The following is a 14566-nucleotide window of genomic DNA, read 5'->3' on the forward strand; positions in this document are numbered from 1 at the left end:
GATTCCGGATAAATCCGGAATCCTTTTTCTATTATTTAAGTTTACTTCTTGAAGCAAGTAAAATGAAGTAGCATAGTAATCCGAATAAACAAGAGATGATCAATGCGTGTAATAAAGCAATCCCAAGGTTCAATCGTGTGAACACAACGAGTGCTCCAGACATGACCTGAAGGGATACCAGCGTAAATGCAATGATCCACCCCCAATAAATAACCTTTTGGTGTTTATGCTCTTTAATTGCAATATAGGTGATATATGCGATCCATAAGAAAATGAGTCCTGCTGCTGTTCGATGTCCCATTTGAATCCATTCATAGAGATTTGCGGGCAGACCCGGGGACGAGTTAACACATAACGGCCAATCTTTACAGACTAAGCTCGAATCCGTGTGCCTGACTAAAGCACCGGTATAAACAACAATATAACTATATAAAGTGACTCCTATTGTATGGAATCTCATACGTTTATTAATAACCAATGAGTTGGCATCAAATTTCTGATCGACTTCAAAAATCAGAAGTGTTAACAATAGAACTGAAGCAAATGATATAAGGGAAATCCCGAAATGCAGTGCAAGTACGAAGTCTGATTGACCCCAGAGTACAGCGGCAGCTCCGATTAGACCCTGTAATACTAAGAAAAAGAAAGAGAGTGCAGCAAGGAATTTCGTTTCACGTTTATATCCAATCGCTCTCCATGACCATATCGATAATGCTAATACTAATAACCCTACACCACCGGAGACAACCCGGTGTGCCAATTCTATAACAAGCTCGAACGTTATGTCGCTTGGAATCAATTGTCCGTTACATAATGGCCAAGATCGACCGCAGCCCATACCAGATTCGGTCTTCGTAACGAGGGCTCCTCCCAATAGAACAAATAACATACCAAGAGTAGTGAGAACGGCAAGCCACTTTAATCCTTTGTGGACACCTTTATTATGCAATCTATTCACCTTCTTAATTAATAGACTCTACACACTTTCTAATTTATAAATATAGTAGAAAAATATATATGCCCCTACGATAATACATAAAAGGTCAGTAAAACTCAACCGATAAAATGTTACAGAATTATGAGCATTATGAGCATGATAATTATTTATATGAAGAGAATAGGTATTAGTAGATAATGACTAATTTACAGAAAAACAAAATCTGTAAGCGCTTAGCTTCGTTTTATGGTATGATGGGTTTAAAATGTTTGTAGAAATATGAAGAAACGTCTGCGATTTTCTTTCTTCACAATTTCTTCACATTATTGTTTAATTCTTCCCCAAAAAGGAAAAAATATATGGTTTAATATAATATTGATAGCATATATACTATTTCTTATCTGTGTATGAATTAACAGATGGATATAGAAATAGAGAATCATTTCCTATATAGTATAGAGGTGGTAATTGGCCTCTGGCTTTTTATAGAGAGGAGGAAGAGTATGTCTAGTCGAATGATGACTAACGCTCAAGAAGCAGATTTGACAACCTCAACTGCTTGGAAAGATTTCTTAGCATTAATCAAAATTGGTATCGTTAATTCAAACTTAATTACAACCTTTACAGGTATGTGGTTAGCGTTTTACTTTACGAATACACACTTTCTAAATTCTCTTGATACAATGTTCCTGACGTTGATAGGTTCTTCCCTTATTATTGCGGGTTCCTGCTCCATAAATAATGTGTATGATCGAGACATCGATCCTCTGATGGAACGTACGAAGGGACGCCCTACCGTAACAGGTAAGATCAATGCTCCTAAAGCGTTGTCTTTGGGATTAATTATGATTGCAGTGGGAATTATAATGTTATTTATGACTACCGTCACTGCAGGTGTGATAGGAATCATTGGGGTTTTTAGTTACGTTGTATTATATACAATGTGGTCTAAGAGGAAATACGTAAGCAACACGATTGTAGGCAGTATCTCAGGTGCGGTCCCGCCACTAATTGGTTGGTCAGCTGTAGATGCAAATCTGGATATCATCGCATGGGTTCTGTTCCTAATGATGTTTATCTGGCAGCCTCCTCATTTCTACGCTTTAGCGATGAAGAGAGTGGAAGAATACAGAGCAGCGAATATACCGATGCTTCCAGTAGTAAAGGGATTTGCTACAACAAAGCACCATATCGTTGCATGGGTTGCAGCATTACTGCCCCTGCCATTCTTCTTGTTGGATTTAGGAATGTTTTTCTTTATTCTTGCAACAGCCTTTAATATTGGATGGCTTGCACTGGGCTTAGCCGGTTACAAAATGAAAGATGATATTAAGTGGTCGAAACTTATGTTTGTCTATTCACTCAATTATTTAACTATCTTGTTCGTAGCGATGGTAATCGTTACCGTAATTTAAGATTAGTGGGAATTCTTTCTGATAAGAAATCCAAATAGATATTTTTTATGAGTCCTTGTTTTATTCAAAAGTATATTACACGAAAGAGGGGTTTGATTAAGCTATGAAAGCAAGGCTATCTAAGTGGCGCTTATTCTCAATTGTAGCAATGTTAGCGCTAGTTCTTTCTGGTTGTGGAGAGCCATTTCTCTCCACTTTACAGCCAGCTGGTGAAGTAGCACAGACACAATATGATTTAATGATACTGTCTACATTAATAATGGTATTAGTAATCATTGTAGTAGTAATCGTCTATATGGTTGCGATTATTCGTTTCCGTAGAAAAAAAGGAGATACTACTATTCCAAAACAAGTTGAAGGAAGTCACACACTTGAAATTGTGTGGACAGTTATTCCGATCATCCTTCTTCTTATCCTGGCTGTTCCGACCGTTACGTCTACATTTGAATTAGCTGATACTAAAGCTATGGATAAGAAAGACGCAGACGGGAATCGCGAAGCACTAGTTGTAAACGTTCGCGCTAACCTTTACTGGTGGGAATTCGAATATGAGGATCAAAAAATCATCACTTCCCAGGATTTAGTTGTTCCAACTGATCAAAAGGTTTATTTCAATGTCACAGCTTCTGACGTTAAGCACTCCTTCTGGATTCCAGCTGCCGGAGGAAAGATTGATACTAACGTCGATAACGTAAACACATTTTTCCTTGAGTTTGATGGAGAAAAGTCTGAAGAAGCAGGTGGGTTATTCTACGGAAAATGTGCTGAGCTCTGTGGACCTTCTCATGCTTTAATGGACTTTAAAGTAAAAGCGCTTCCTAAGGACGAGTTTACGGCATGGGTAGAAGATATGCAAAATGCAGGAGAACCTAAACCGACTTCTGATTTAGCTCAACAAGGACAAGAAATCTTCAACCAAAAATGCTTAAGCTGTCACGCAGTATCACCTCAGGATGGACGTCCGGAATCAGCTCGTCTTGCTCCGAACTTAGCAAACTTTGGTGAGCGTACCAGAATCGCAGGTATTTTAGATCACAATGAAGAAGAACTGAAAAATTGGTTAGTTGACCCTGAGCAGTACAAGCCAGGAAATAAAATGACAGGTACATACGGTAACCTGAAGGAAGACGAACTTGATGCCCTTGCAGAATATTTAATGGGATTAAAAGTTCAAGATTAATTGGGGATTAGTTAAAGGGAGGTTTAATCGTGAGTAGCTATGCACAGAAAAAAGGCTTCGGCGCGACTGTTTGGGACTATTTAACAACAGTAGACCACAAAAAGATCGCCATCCTTTACCTTATGGCTGGAGGATTCTTCTTCTTGCTCGGTGGACTGGAAGCTCTTATTATTCGTATACAGCTGGCTGTTCCTAACAATGACTTTGTTAGTGCAGGCTTATACAACGAAGTTTTAACAATGCACGGTACAACGATGATTTTCTTAGCGGCCATGCCGCTGATATTCGCATTCATGAATGCGGTTGTACCATTACAAATCGGTGCTCGTGACGTTGCATTTCCATTCCTGAATTCATTAGGTTTTTGGTTATTCTTCGCAGGTGGGGTTTTCCTTAACCTTTCATGGTTCTTAGGGGGAGCACCAGATGCAGGGTGGACTTCATATGCTTCACTATCTATGGCATCTAAAGGACACGGTATTGATTTCTATGTACTAGGTTTACAGATTTCAGGTGCAGGAACACTAATAGGTGGGATCAACTTCCTTGTAACCATTATTAATATGCGTGCTCCAGGTATGACCTACATGCGTATGCCGTTATTCACCTGGACAGTATTTGTTACCTCGGCACTTATTTTATTCGCTTTTCCTGCGTTAACGGTAGGATTATTCTTAATGTTATTTGACCGTATGTTCGGATCGAATTTCTTTGATGTAGCGAATGGCGGTAACACCATTATTTGGGAACATTTCTTCTGGATTTTTGGTCACCCTGAGGTATACATCCTTGTATTGCCTGCTTTCGGAATTTTCTCTGAGATCATTCCGCACTTCTCTAGAAAACGTTTATTCGGTTACTCATCCATGGTATTTGCAACCGTACTTATCGGTTTCTTAGGATTCATGGTTTGGGCTCACCATATGTTTACAGTAGGTCTTGGACCAATCGCAAATGCAATCTTTGCCGTTGCGACAATGGCCATTGCCGTACCAACAGGTATCAAAATCTTTAACTGGCTCCTTACCATGTGGGGAGGAAGTATCAGCTTCACGACTCCAATGCTCTACGCAGTAGCGTTTATCCCTACTTTCGTAGCAGGTGGGGTTACTGGAATCATGAACGCAGCTGCAACTGCTGACTATCAGTTCCATGATACGTATTTCGTTGTAGCCCATTTCCACTACGTTATCGTAGGTGGGGTAGTATTTGCCCTGTTGGCAGGTACTCACTATTACTGGCCAAAAATGTTCGGAACAATGTTAAATGAATTCTTAGGGAAAATCACTTTCTGGTTATTCTTTATCGGATTCCACTTAACATTCTTTATTCAGCATTTCCTTGGTTTAATGGGTATGCCTCGTCGTATTTGGAAATTCTTGCCTGGTCAAGGGTTAGAAACAGGAAACCTGATCTCTTCAATTGGAGCAGGCTTCATGGGAGTTGCGGTTATTGTCCTTCTTGTTAATGTCATCATGACTCAAGTCAAAGGTGTTAAGGTTTCTAATGACCCTTGGGGAGATGGTCGTACGATTGAATGGGCGATCCCATCACCACCGCCATTCTATAACTTCAAGCAAACTCCACTTATCCGTGGTTTGGATGCCTACTGGTTAGAAAAGATGGAAGGTAAGAAAGACTTAACTCCAGCAGAACCAATCGGAGACATTCATATGCCGAATAACTCCATCTTACCGGTAATCATTTCTCTTGGATTATTCATCGCAGCCTTTGGTGCTATGTATCATCCGGATGGTGATAAAGCATGGGCAATCCCTGTTCTGGTAATTGGTATGCTTATCACATTAGGTGCAATGTTCTTCCGTTCAGTAATTGATGATCATGGATATCATGTTCACAAAGAAGATTTAATGGATGATGATAAAGGGGGTAAGGCATAATGCACGCTGAAGAAAAATTCACGCCAAAGACCTGGCCAGCCTCCCCTGAAAAGGCGACCCTTGAGGGGAAAAACAAGTTTATGGGCTTCTGGTTTTTCCTTGGTGGAGAAACGGTTCTTTTCGGATCTCTTTTCGCAACATATTTAGCGCTTAAAGACAAAGTTCCTAGTGACAGTCATGCACTTGCTGCTGACATCTTTGATTTACCACTTGCATTTATTGCGACTATGTTACTTTTAACAAGTTCTCTTACAAGTGTTTATGCAATGTATCACATGAAGAATTACAACTTCCAACGCATGCAGGCTTGGTTATTGGTAACGGTTCTTCTAGGCGCAGCATTCCTTGGATTAGAGATTTATGAGTTTAATCATTACGTACATGAATACGGGCATACTTTTACTAGTAGTGCATTTGGTTCAGCCTTCTACACACTAGTTGGATTCCACGGAGCACACGTTGCTTTCGGTCTTCTATGGATTGTAAGCTTAATGCTTCGTAACGCTAAACGCGGTTTAAACCTTTACAATGCTCCAAAGTTCTATTTAGCTTCTCTATACTGGCACTTTATCGACGTTGTATGGGTATTCATCTTTACAGTAGTATACTTAATGGGAATGGTGGGATAAACTGATGGCGAATCAACAATCAAATTCAGGTAACCCAAGTGTAGATTACGAATATCGTCGTAAGAAAAATGCAGAAGACATGAGAATGCAGGTTACATCCTTCATGTTAATGATTTTCTTAACATTAGTGGCGTTCATTGCAGTCGCAGGAGATTTTGATAAGTACTTTATTGTACCTTTCATCCTCTTACTTGCAGTCGTTCAACTAATTTTTCAACTTTATTACTTCATGCATATGAGTCATAAAGGTCATGAAGCTCCTGCATTGTTCCTGTACTCTGGTGCACTTGTTGCATTTATCACAGTATTGGCATTTGTAACGATTGTATGGATCTAAAGAAAAAAGTCAGCCGTATGGCTGGCTTTTTTGTTGGTTGTGGATTTCTAGATATGCTTGTCGGGTCTGTTCAAGCCGCTTCCGCTTTTCATTGTGCAGCTCCGGGACTTAGAGGCTCGAGGTCATAAGCCGGGGATGCCAAAAAGGCAAAAAGCGCCTTTCCGGCAGAATCGTCTTATGCTTGTCGCCTCTGGGCAAAGCCCCTCCGCTTTTCTAATTGTCAAGAACTTGTCATTACCTTACATTGAAGTGGGGGAGGGTTGTCAGTATAATGGGGGTAGGAAACGTGAAATGAGGTGAAGAAATGCCTTTGGGTATTTTTGGTTTTATGGCTTTATGGAGCCCATTTTTTCTCTTGGCTTTAGCATTTATAACGGTCGTGTATTTCTTAATCACAATCAAATGGAGAGACAGCTTTAGAGAAAGTAAAAAGCTGACCCGCAAAGAAGCCACTTATTTTATTTTATCAATGGTTCTACTATATGGCATTAAGGGTTCGCCGGTAGAAATTATGAGCACAATTTTATTTTCAGCTCACATGGCACAAATGGCGTTACTATATTTAGTGGTCACTCCTCTGCTTGTATTGGGAATTCCTAAATGGGTCTGGAAGGCTGCAGTTGAGTTACCGGTGGTTAAGCAAGTATTTAAGTTTATGACAAAACCATTGATCTCTTTACTATCTTTCAATATCATCTTTTCGATTTATCATATCCCTTTAGTGTTTGATAATGTCAGGACCGATGCTACTCTTCACGGTTTGGCAACCATCATTCTATTCTTGTTGGCCTTATTCATGTGGTGGCCTTTACTGAATCCGGTGGATGACGATATTGATCTAAGTGGGCTAAAGCGTATTGGATATATTCTTGGGAGTGCAGTCTTATTGACTCCGGCATGCGGTTTGATTATTTTTGCCGAGAATCCTTTATATGCCCCTTATTATGATCCACAGGAGTTTCTTAAAGCGCTGGCACTATGTGTGCCCGTTACTACTCTTGAAGGCTTGACGTTGACTGGGCCGGAATTATTTACGGATATGTCAACACAAAATGATCAGCAGCTTGGCGGTGTGATCATGAAGATTGTTCAGGAGATTGTATTTGGAGTTATGCTCTTCAACTTGTTCTTTCAATGGTATCGCAAAGATCAGGAGAAACAGGAAAAGCTCTCGTATGATCCTATTGATCCCAAATTGACAGAACAGTAACGAATCTGGGGATGATTAAACGTCATTCCTCTAATTACATAGCTTAGTATCTTTAGAAAAGAGAGGATTAGAGATGGGTTTACCTATTTTACCTACAATTAGTACCACTTTTATCGTATTAAGTGCAGTGACAGTCGCAATTGGATGGTGGCAGATTAAACAGAGAAAGATTGAGCAACATCAGAAAACCATGACACTTGCAGGTGTTTTTGCGCTTATCTTTTTCATCATTTATATGAGCAGAACGATTTTTGTTGGGAATACGTCCTTTGGCGGTCCCGACAGCATCAAGATTTATTATACGATATTCCTGGTTTTCCATATTACATTGGCAACAACCGGGGCAGTGTTTGGTTTAATGAGTTTGTGGACAGGCTATAAAGACCGTTTAGCAAGGCATCGAAAACTAGGACCGATAACGAGCCTTATCTGGTTCTTCACAGCTATTACAGGCGTTGCAGTTTACCTCCTTCTATACGTATTTTATAAGGGTGGGGAAACCACTTCGGTCATTAGGGCAATACTGGGGTACTAATCTAAACCTATTATGCGTTTACCGCATAATAGGTTTTTATTTTTTGCTTGGTCTCAAAAGGGGATAACGGATATTCGTCGAATGTAAATAGAGGAGAAAGGAGCAGATGAAGAATGATTACTAAGTTAGAGCACAATCAGCTTGAAGAATCTTTACAGTTATCCGAATATGCGTTTCAATATACTGTACCAAGAGAAGACAGGGAGAGACGTATTCAACAGACTAAGAACCATACTGTGTATGGAATATATGAAGAAGAGAAATTAGCTGCAAAGCTTCATTTGATACCTTTGGAAATACAGATGGGTAAACATGTGTATCCCATGGGGGGCATTGCAGGAGTCGCCACCTATCCGGAGTTTAGAAGGAGGGGGTACGTACGTCGATTGATGAACCATTCATTACATAAGATGAAGGAAGATGGCCAAGTCTTATCCATGCTCCATCCATTTTATATTGATTTCTATCGCAAATTTGGTTGGGAGGTATTTACGTATTTCCACAAGGCACAGCTGGAGAAGAAGGACCTAGTCCCTTTAAAACCTCATAATGGACAAATTAAAAGATTTACGAAGGATACGTATCCTAGTGAATTAGAATTGATTTATAATCGCTACGCTGAAGAATATAATGGCATGCTCGTACGTTCAGAAAACTGGTGGAGGGAAAGAAGCATCACGGATTTGTGGATAGCCATATATTATAACGAACAAGCTGAGGCAACCGGATACCTTACATATGAAGTGAAAAAGGAAAAGATAAAGGTTGAAGAATTTGTTCCCCTTACAAGTGATGCAAGAATTGGATTATGGAACTTTATTTGTCAGCACGACTCTATGGTAAAAGAGACAGAACTTATTTTGAACCCGTGTGAACCATTACTGTATATGTTGAGGGACCCTGCAGTTAAGATGGAGAAGTACCCATACTTCATGGCAAGAATCGTCGACGTGGAAAACTTCTTGAAGAAATATTTAAAAGAAATCGATTTTTCGTATCAACTGTCACTCTCCATTACGGATCCGACAGCCGCATGGAATACCAATACCTTTTTTGTAAATAAAAATAAAGTGATCGTGGGAGAAAAGATGGAGGATCCGGTCTCAATGGATATAAACGCTTTCACAGGGTTAGTTTTTGGAATACATACCCCTCAGGCCCTATTGCAAATGGGAAAACTTCAATGCGGGCATGGGGAGCTTCATAAGCTCCAAGCCTTTTCTCAGGGAAAACAGCCGTTTTTTTATGATTTCTTTTAATGAGGTCCAACTTAACAGATCAACAATAATATGAACATAGCCAAAGGAATTTTAATCGCTGATTCAAAAAAGGACAAATCCTGGTCGATAGGACTTGTCCTTTAAATTATAACTTGAAATTCGTTTTTATAATACCTGCCTCTTTAGCGGAGTTAAAAACAATGAGTAATAATGGACCGATGATAAAGCCCAAGACACCAAAGAGTTTAAGCCCAAGATACATGGCGATCAATGTAGCTAGCGGGGATAGACCAATATGGGTTCCCATCACTTTAGGCTCTACCGTTCTTCTAATAATAAGAAGAATGGCAGCTAAAACAGCAAGTTGAGTTCCTAATGCTATATTTCCTGTTAAGAGATGGAAAATAGCCCACGGGCCCAAAACGACGATCGACCCTATCAAAGGAATGAAATCAATCACCCATATGATAATCGACATTACGATTGCAACATCGGGAGATATAAATAATAATCCAATTAAGGAAACGATAAAGATGATAATACTCACCAGGAATTGAGCTTTAAAGAATCCAAAAATAACATAAGTGAGCCGGGAAGTCATAAACGCTACTTTCTCTGCAGTTCTTTCTGTCAGGTGACCATAAATGGATTTCTTAATGCGTGGTAAATCCAACATGAAAAGAAAGAGAGCAATTAAGTAAACTAGAAAACTGACTAAGTAATTGGGTATATATGATAAAAATACGCTTATCTTTTCAATATTGACAGAGTTCAGAATCTTCGTCTTCCCACTATTCAGGAAGTTTTGAACGTCTTCACTGAAGCTTTTCACTAATTCATCAGGAAGATCCTCCGTGGCGTTCAATAGCCTATCCTCATAATCAAGCCATATATCGCTTAATTGGTTAACATATTTCGGTGCATCTTCTATGAGCTTAATACCCTCACCTACGACTTTGGTAGTTACGAAGAACGAGGAAACGCTAATAAGAAGTAGAAATAGTATAAAAACAGAAAGTACAGCAATTCTACGTTTTGCCGAAAAACGCTTTTGAATAAAGCTAACGGCTGGCTCCAGGAAAAGAGCAGTAATAATCGCAGTAATGAGGGGAACGGAAACAGGTAAAATAAAAAAAGCAACTATAGCAAGTATTAAGATGATAAGCGTAATCATTAATACTTTTTTCGTGAAAAACTTGGACAATTGTGTACCCCTTTCTAACAGAAAACTCTTACTATATATTATATGAGAGAATGTGGAGAATGAACAGTAGGAAGAAAATGAAATTTTAAAGGATATTTTTCTGTTTACATACATGTTCTATCAATTGTTGAACAGGAGAGATTGAAGTATGGCACACTCTAATTAAGACATAGAAAAAGACTGTCTGAAGATAGACAGTCTTTTCAAATTCAACTATTACCAAGCGAAATTCGTTGCTTCTTTTTTGACATCCGTAATAAGTTTTTCACAAGAAGTGACCAGGTGTTTAGGGAATTCTTCACCTTCACCGTATTCTACACCATGTGGATAATAGTGCTTACCTAATAGTGGGGTCATTAATTGGATAACTGCGTCATGCTTACCGATATCTCCTTCAACAGCAAGACCTTGGATTCGCAAGTAGAAAATGCCTTCTCTAATTTCGAATTTGCGATCGTACGTTACTCTTTCGTAATCCCATTGCCCTGCACGAACTAGACCATGAGATTCCATAATTTCGTCTAATCGGTTTAAATCCACTTTTAAGCTTTCAAATTCTGTTCCTTCAAATCGCATAATAATTCCCTCCTATATTGTCTGGCATGATGGCACTAAAAGCACTCATGCTGTACGTATGGTAGAAGCATTTATATCCGTGTATGTACAATGATACTAATGCGGTATTTCTCATTCTTAATAATAGTGGAAAAACCTTTATCTTGCAATGTCTTGAAGCATTTGATTATGGCAATTTTATAAAAGGTGAATATCCTTCATGAGAAAGTGAAAAATATAGAAAGTAATTCTGAACGCATGAGGAGGATAAATTTGACCAAAATCAAAGATATAATGACAAAAGATGTTGAAACCTGTTCATTACTGGACAATGTTTATGAGGTTGCTCTTAAAATGAAGGAACATAATGTAGGATCCATTCCCATCGTAGATGGTGAGAAGATTGTGGGAATGATGACGGACCGGGATATAGTCCTCCGCTGTATTGCTGAAAAACACCCTGCTTCATCGAAGGTAGAGGATATTATGAGTACACATTTAATAACTGTAGGACCTGAAGCCGAAGCGGAAGAAGCGGCTCATATCATGGCCGAGAATCAGATCCGCAGACTCCCCATTGTTGATGGAGACCGATTGGTCGGCATGATCTCTTTAGGTGATTTTGCTATAAGGGAATCACTGGGCAGACAGGCTTACGTTGCGTTAGAAAATATATCTGAATCGAATTTCAGAAATAAACCGTTTTAATCCTGATGATGAGATGATCTATGATCATCTCTATTTTATTTCAGGCAGAAACCTTTCCCTATAGAGATTCATTTGTTTTAGAAGGCATGAAAATATGCTATCCTTTATACTAGACTGAAGTTTTAGAATCATGAACAATGGTATAATAATTCTAGTATATGCAGCATATCTTGATAGAGAAAGTAGAGAGGAGGGAAATTTCTGAGAACCGTTTTGCGTATTTTGATCATTCTTGTCATTATTTTATTTATTGGTATTTATCAAGGTCAAAAACAAGAAAATGAACCTCTAAAAGGACCAGAAACCCAAACTCTTAAAGAAGACAACGAAAACCAATTGAACCAATCAATCGAAACTTCAGGTGAACGTCCTACATCCGGTTTATCTACCTGGATTGGTAAGGATACAAAAAAGGTAATAGAAGCTTTTGGGGACCCTGAGCGGGTTGAACCAAGCTCCTATGGTTATGAATGGTGGATCTACCCGATATCGGATAAGCAGTACATACAAATGGGCGTTAATAATGATAAAGTCGTTACGCTGTTTGCCATTGGGAATCAAGTGGATGTGGCCCCTTATAAATTGGGGCAAAGCTTAGAAGACATATACCGTTTTACCATTGTTGATTCCGAAATCGTGGTAAATGATGATTCAGGTGCATATCAATTTGAACTGAATGAAGAAGACCTGAATACACGGCTACTCATATCCCTCGGAGATATCTATGCACAGCTTTATTTAGACAAATTCACCGGTAAGCTCACGAGTATCCGCTTTCTGGATAGCCAAACATTGATTGAGATGCATCCATATGAAATGATGTATCGAGGGGAATTGACAGAAGCACAGGTCCCGAGTGAAGATGAATGGGATAAAGTGAATAGTGCCAGTGAACAGCAGATCTTCGATATTACCAATGTGCTCAGGCATCAATTTGAGGAGGATACCTTAAAATGGGATGAAGAAACGGCAAAGGTAGCAAGAGGACATAGTAGGGAAATGTATGAAGAGGACTATTTCTCACATGATTCACCTACCTTCGGAAACCTTTCCGAGCGCCTGGAAAGTGAAAACGTTATGTTCAAAACAGCAGGGGAAAACATTGCTTCCCAGTACACCGATGCTCCCGAAGCCGTTCATGGCTGGCTCAACTCTGAAGGACATCGAAAGATACTATTGGAACAACAATTCACTCACCTTGGTGTCGGGGTATACAAAAGGTACTACACCCAAAACTTTATAGAGAAATTCGAAAACGAATAAAAGAAAGGTTGATTCCCAACGCTAAAAGGGGAGTCAACCTTTCTTTTGAAAAAAAAAGCTCGTCTATTGTTTCTTTTTGAATATAAAAAAGGATCCGGTAGAATGAGCGACAATCTTGCCGTCTGAACTTACAACTTTCCCATCCACAACAATTGTCTTGCTGCCCTGATGAACCACTGTTGCATGAGCAGTTAATCGTTCTCCTTTACCTGGGGCCAAGTAGTGTACATTTAAATTTGTGGTTACAGCACCATAACCCTCTGGAAGCATCATATTGGCCAATGTCCCCATAGCTGAGTCAACCAAAGTAGCCGTTACTCCTCCATGAACGATCTTCAGGGAATTATGTGTGACTGGGGTTATCGGAATGCTTATTTCGAAATTCCCGTCTTTTACTTCACGGTCCATTGCAAATATTCCGCCAATGATTGATCCATTTTCATTTTCCTTCTTACGTTTTACTCCTTCAAGAAGCTGGTTCAGTATAAGAAGTTCCTCATCCGTTGCCCCTGAAAGACATTCGTCAAATAACTGTTGTACCCGTTCTTTCATCTTCATACATCCTTTTCTTTATTCACAGCAGCCTATACTTGGAAACTGTTTTGTTGAAAATCGGCTTTAATATACATGTAAATATTACTACAAAAAGGAATGTATCACCATTCTTTTCAATCCTTCATAAAGTATAGTAGGTAGATGCCTGTAATGGAGGTGTTCATAAAATGGGTAAATCACTACACCCAAAGGTAAAAGAGTTTAAAGGATTTGTGAAGAAGCACCCAAAAATTGTAAGGGATGTACGGAATGGTGATGCTAATTGGCAAGATCTCTTTGAAGACTGGTACTTACTTGGGGAGGATGATACAAAATGGGATAAGTATAGAGACCAAGTCACCAAAGAAACAACAGCAACAAACCAGGTAAGCAAAAACGGCTGGATGGACCAAGTAGGAGAAATGGTGAAAAAAATGGACGCTAATCAATTGCAGCAACATATTAACAGCTTAAGCGAAGCCCTGGGAGCCGTGCAAGGTGTACTTAGTCAATTTCAGTCAAATAACAATAGGGGATCAAAAACGGCGACCAAAACAGAAACACCATCTAAACCCTCCCATCCATTTTCATTCCGAAAAGATTAGGAGGACGACGAAATATGAGAGCAGATATTATTGAGTATATTTATGCCAAAGAAGATCTGAAATTATTTTTAAGGGATCAGCCACAGTGGTATCGCACACTTTCACGTAATCCCAATGAATTAGAGAAATTCGAAATTGCGTCCATCAACCATTTTCAAAAGACGATTCCTCATCGAGTACAAAAATTCTCAAACGGAGTGCAAATGGCTTCCATGATGATCAGTATGTTTCAATCAATGAATAGTGCCGATAGTTGAGGTGCTATTTTTTTGTTTAAGGCATGCATTAAATACTTCACACCCGCTCCCATCAAATATTTTGAGTAAAATTCGT

16 protein-coding genes are annotated in these 14566 nt (G+C 39.2%); 12 read left to right on the forward strand and 4 right to left on the reverse strand.

Features of this window, described 5'->3' with window-relative positions; all coding sequences use genetic code 11:
• Positions 1 to 31: 31 nt before the first annotated feature.
• The gene (locus tag ACCB35_RS08700) at positions 32 to 949 is read right to left on the reverse strand and encodes a heme A synthase (RefSeq protein ID WP_374056567.1); all 918 of its coding nucleotides are present in this window, start codon (positions 947 to 949) and stop codon (positions 32 to 34) included.
• Positions 950 to 1440: 491 nt separating this feature from the next.
• Between ACCB35_RS08700 and cyoE the strand changes: the two genes are divergently transcribed.
• From cyoE to eis, 8 genes are all read left to right on the forward strand, one after another.
• Positions 1441 to 2352 carry a heme o synthase gene (gene cyoE, locus ACCB35_RS08705; protein ID WP_044337521.1) on the forward strand — a complete coding sequence of 304 codons (912 nt, stop codon included), beginning with the start codon at positions 1441 to 1443 and terminating at the stop codon, positions 2350 to 2352.
• A gap of 103 nt (positions 2353 to 2455) precedes the next feature.
• The gene (coxB, locus tag ACCB35_RS08710) at positions 2456 to 3532 is read left to right on the forward strand and encodes a cytochrome c oxidase subunit II (RefSeq protein ID WP_044337520.1); all 1077 of its coding nucleotides are present in this window, start codon (positions 2456 to 2458) and stop codon (positions 3530 to 3532) included.
• A 29-nt stretch (positions 3533 to 3561) separates the two neighbouring features.
• On the forward strand, positions 3562 to 5433 hold the full coding sequence (gene ctaD, locus ACCB35_RS08715; RefSeq protein WP_374056568.1) for a cytochrome c oxidase subunit I: 1872 nt from the start codon (positions 3562 to 3564) through the stop codon (positions 5431 to 5433).
• Entirely contained in the window at positions 5433 to 6062 is a 630-nt protein-coding gene (locus ACCB35_RS08720; protein ID WP_169216128.1) for a cytochrome (ubi)quinol oxidase subunit III, read from the forward strand. The genes ctaD and ACCB35_RS08720 overlap by 1 nt, the downstream gene beginning before the upstream one ends.
• A 4-nt stretch (positions 6063 to 6066) precedes the next feature.
• On the forward strand, positions 6067 to 6399 hold the full coding sequence (gene ctaF, locus ACCB35_RS08725; RefSeq protein ID WP_044337517.1) for a cytochrome c oxidase subunit IVB: 333 nt from the start codon (positions 6067 to 6069) through the stop codon (positions 6397 to 6399).
• Positions 6400 to 6703: 304 nt separating this feature from the next.
• Positions 6704 to 7609, forward strand: a complete 906-nt coding sequence (ctaG, locus tag ACCB35_RS08730; RefSeq protein WP_374056569.1) for a cytochrome c oxidase assembly factor CtaG — start codon at positions 6704 to 6706, stop codon at positions 7607 to 7609.
• 73 nt (positions 7610 to 7682) lie between these two features.
• A complete protein-coding gene (locus ACCB35_RS08735) occupies positions 7683 to 8144 on the forward strand; it encodes a DUF420 domain-containing protein (RefSeq protein WP_044337514.1) in 462 nt (153 codons plus the stop codon).
• A 113-nt stretch (positions 8145 to 8257) separates the two neighbouring features.
• Positions 8258 to 9403: an enhanced intracellular survival protein Eis gene (eis, locus tag ACCB35_RS08740; RefSeq protein ID WP_374056570.1), complete on the forward strand. Its 1146-nt coding sequence runs from the start codon at positions 8258 to 8260 to the stop codon at positions 9401 to 9403.
• 106 nt (positions 9404 to 9509) lie between these two features.
• Here the strand turns inward: eis and ytvI are convergent, their stop codons facing one another.
• Both ytvI and ACCB35_RS08750 read right to left on the reverse strand, forming a co-directional pair.
• Complete coding sequence (gene ytvI / locus ACCB35_RS08745) at positions 9510 to 10568, reverse strand: sporulation integral membrane protein YtvI (protein ID WP_044337512.1); 1059 nt, start codon at positions 10566 to 10568, stop codon at positions 9510 to 9512.
• A 216-nt stretch (positions 10569 to 10784) separates the two neighbouring features.
• Positions 10785 to 11144 (reverse strand): YugN family protein, encoded by a 360-nt coding sequence (locus ACCB35_RS08750; RefSeq protein ID WP_044337511.1) that lies wholly within the window; start codon positions 11142 to 11144, stop codon positions 10785 to 10787.
• A 252-nt stretch (positions 11145 to 11396) separates the two neighbouring features.
• On the opposite strand from ACCB35_RS08750, the gene ACCB35_RS08755 reads away from it, so the two are divergent.
• Complete coding sequence (locus ACCB35_RS08755; protein ID WP_374056571.1) at positions 11397 to 11831, forward strand: CBS domain-containing protein; 435 nt, start codon at positions 11397 to 11399, stop codon at positions 11829 to 11831.
• Between the two features lie 222 nt (positions 11832 to 12053).
• On the forward strand, positions 12054 to 13094 hold the full coding sequence (locus tag ACCB35_RS08760; protein ID WP_374056572.1) for a CAP domain-containing protein: 1041 nt from the start codon (positions 12054 to 12056) through the stop codon (positions 13092 to 13094).
• A gap of 63 nt (positions 13095 to 13157) precedes the next feature.
• Here ACCB35_RS08760 and ACCB35_RS08765 read toward each other — a convergent pair whose 3' ends face one another.
• Positions 13158 to 13652, reverse strand: coding sequence for a PaaI family thioesterase (locus ACCB35_RS08765; protein WP_374056573.1), 495 nt, complete (start codon positions 13650 to 13652; stop codon positions 13158 to 13160).
• A gap of 164 nt (positions 13653 to 13816) precedes the next feature.
• Here ACCB35_RS08765 and ACCB35_RS08770 point away from each other — a divergent pair, with 164 nt between their 5' ends.
• Both ACCB35_RS08770 and ACCB35_RS08775 read left to right on the forward strand, forming a co-directional pair.
• Entirely contained in the window at positions 13817 to 14233 is a 417-nt protein-coding gene (locus tag ACCB35_RS08770) for a YlbD family protein (RefSeq protein WP_044337508.1), read from the forward strand.
• 14 nt (positions 14234 to 14247) lie between these two features.
• The gene (locus ACCB35_RS08775) at positions 14248 to 14490 is read left to right on the forward strand and encodes a YlbE-like family protein (RefSeq protein ID WP_044337507.1); all 243 of its coding nucleotides are present in this window, start codon (positions 14248 to 14250) and stop codon (positions 14488 to 14490) included.
• Positions 14491 to 14566 lie beyond the last annotated feature (76 nt).

This window comes from Rossellomorea sp. FM04394 (assembly GCF_041889765.1).
Classification (GTDB): domain Bacteria; phylum Bacillota; class Bacilli; order Bacillales; family Bacillaceae_B; genus Rossellomorea; species Rossellomorea aquimaris_B.

What these genes read in the sequence shown, in the direction of transcription:
- ACCB35_RS08735 (WP_044337514.1), top strand. Translation starts at nt 7,683, where the DNA reads ATGGGTTTACCTATTTTACCTACAATTAGTACCACTTTTATCGTATTA.
- ACCB35_RS08765 (WP_374056573.1), bottom strand. Translation starts at nt 13,652, where the DNA reads ATGAAGATGAAAGAACGGGTACAACAGTTATTTGACGAATGTCTTTCA.
- ACCB35_RS08775 (WP_044337507.1), top strand. Translation starts at nt 14,248, where the DNA reads ATGAGAGCAGATATTATTGAGTATATTTATGCCAAAGAAGATCTGAAA.
- ACCB35_RS08770 (WP_044337508.1), top strand. Translation starts at nt 13,817, where the DNA reads ATGGGTAAATCACTACACCCAAAGGTAAAAGAGTTTAAAGGATTTGTG.
- ctaG (WP_374056569.1), top strand. Translation starts at nt 6,704, where the DNA reads ATGCCTTTGGGTATTTTTGGTTTTATGGCTTTATGGAGCCCATTTTTT.
- cyoE (WP_044337521.1), top strand. Translation starts at nt 1,441, where the DNA reads ATGTCTAGTCGAATGATGACTAACGCTCAAGAAGCAGATTTGACAACC.
- ctaF (WP_044337517.1), top strand. Translation starts at nt 6,067, where the DNA reads ATGGCGAATCAACAATCAAATTCAGGTAACCCAAGTGTAGATTACGAA.
- ACCB35_RS08750 (WP_044337511.1), bottom strand. Translation starts at nt 11,144, where the DNA reads ATGCGATTTGAAGGAACAGAATTTGAAAGCTTAAAAGTGGATTTAAAC.
- ACCB35_RS08720 (WP_169216128.1), top strand. Translation starts at nt 5,433, where the DNA reads ATGCACGCTGAAGAAAAATTCACGCCAAAGACCTGGCCAGCCTCCCCT.
- coxB (WP_044337520.1), top strand. Translation starts at nt 2,456, where the DNA reads ATGAAAGCAAGGCTATCTAAGTGGCGCTTATTCTCAATTGTAGCAATG.
- eis (WP_374056570.1), top strand. Translation starts at nt 8,258, where the DNA reads ATGATTACTAAGTTAGAGCACAATCAGCTTGAAGAATCTTTACAGTTA.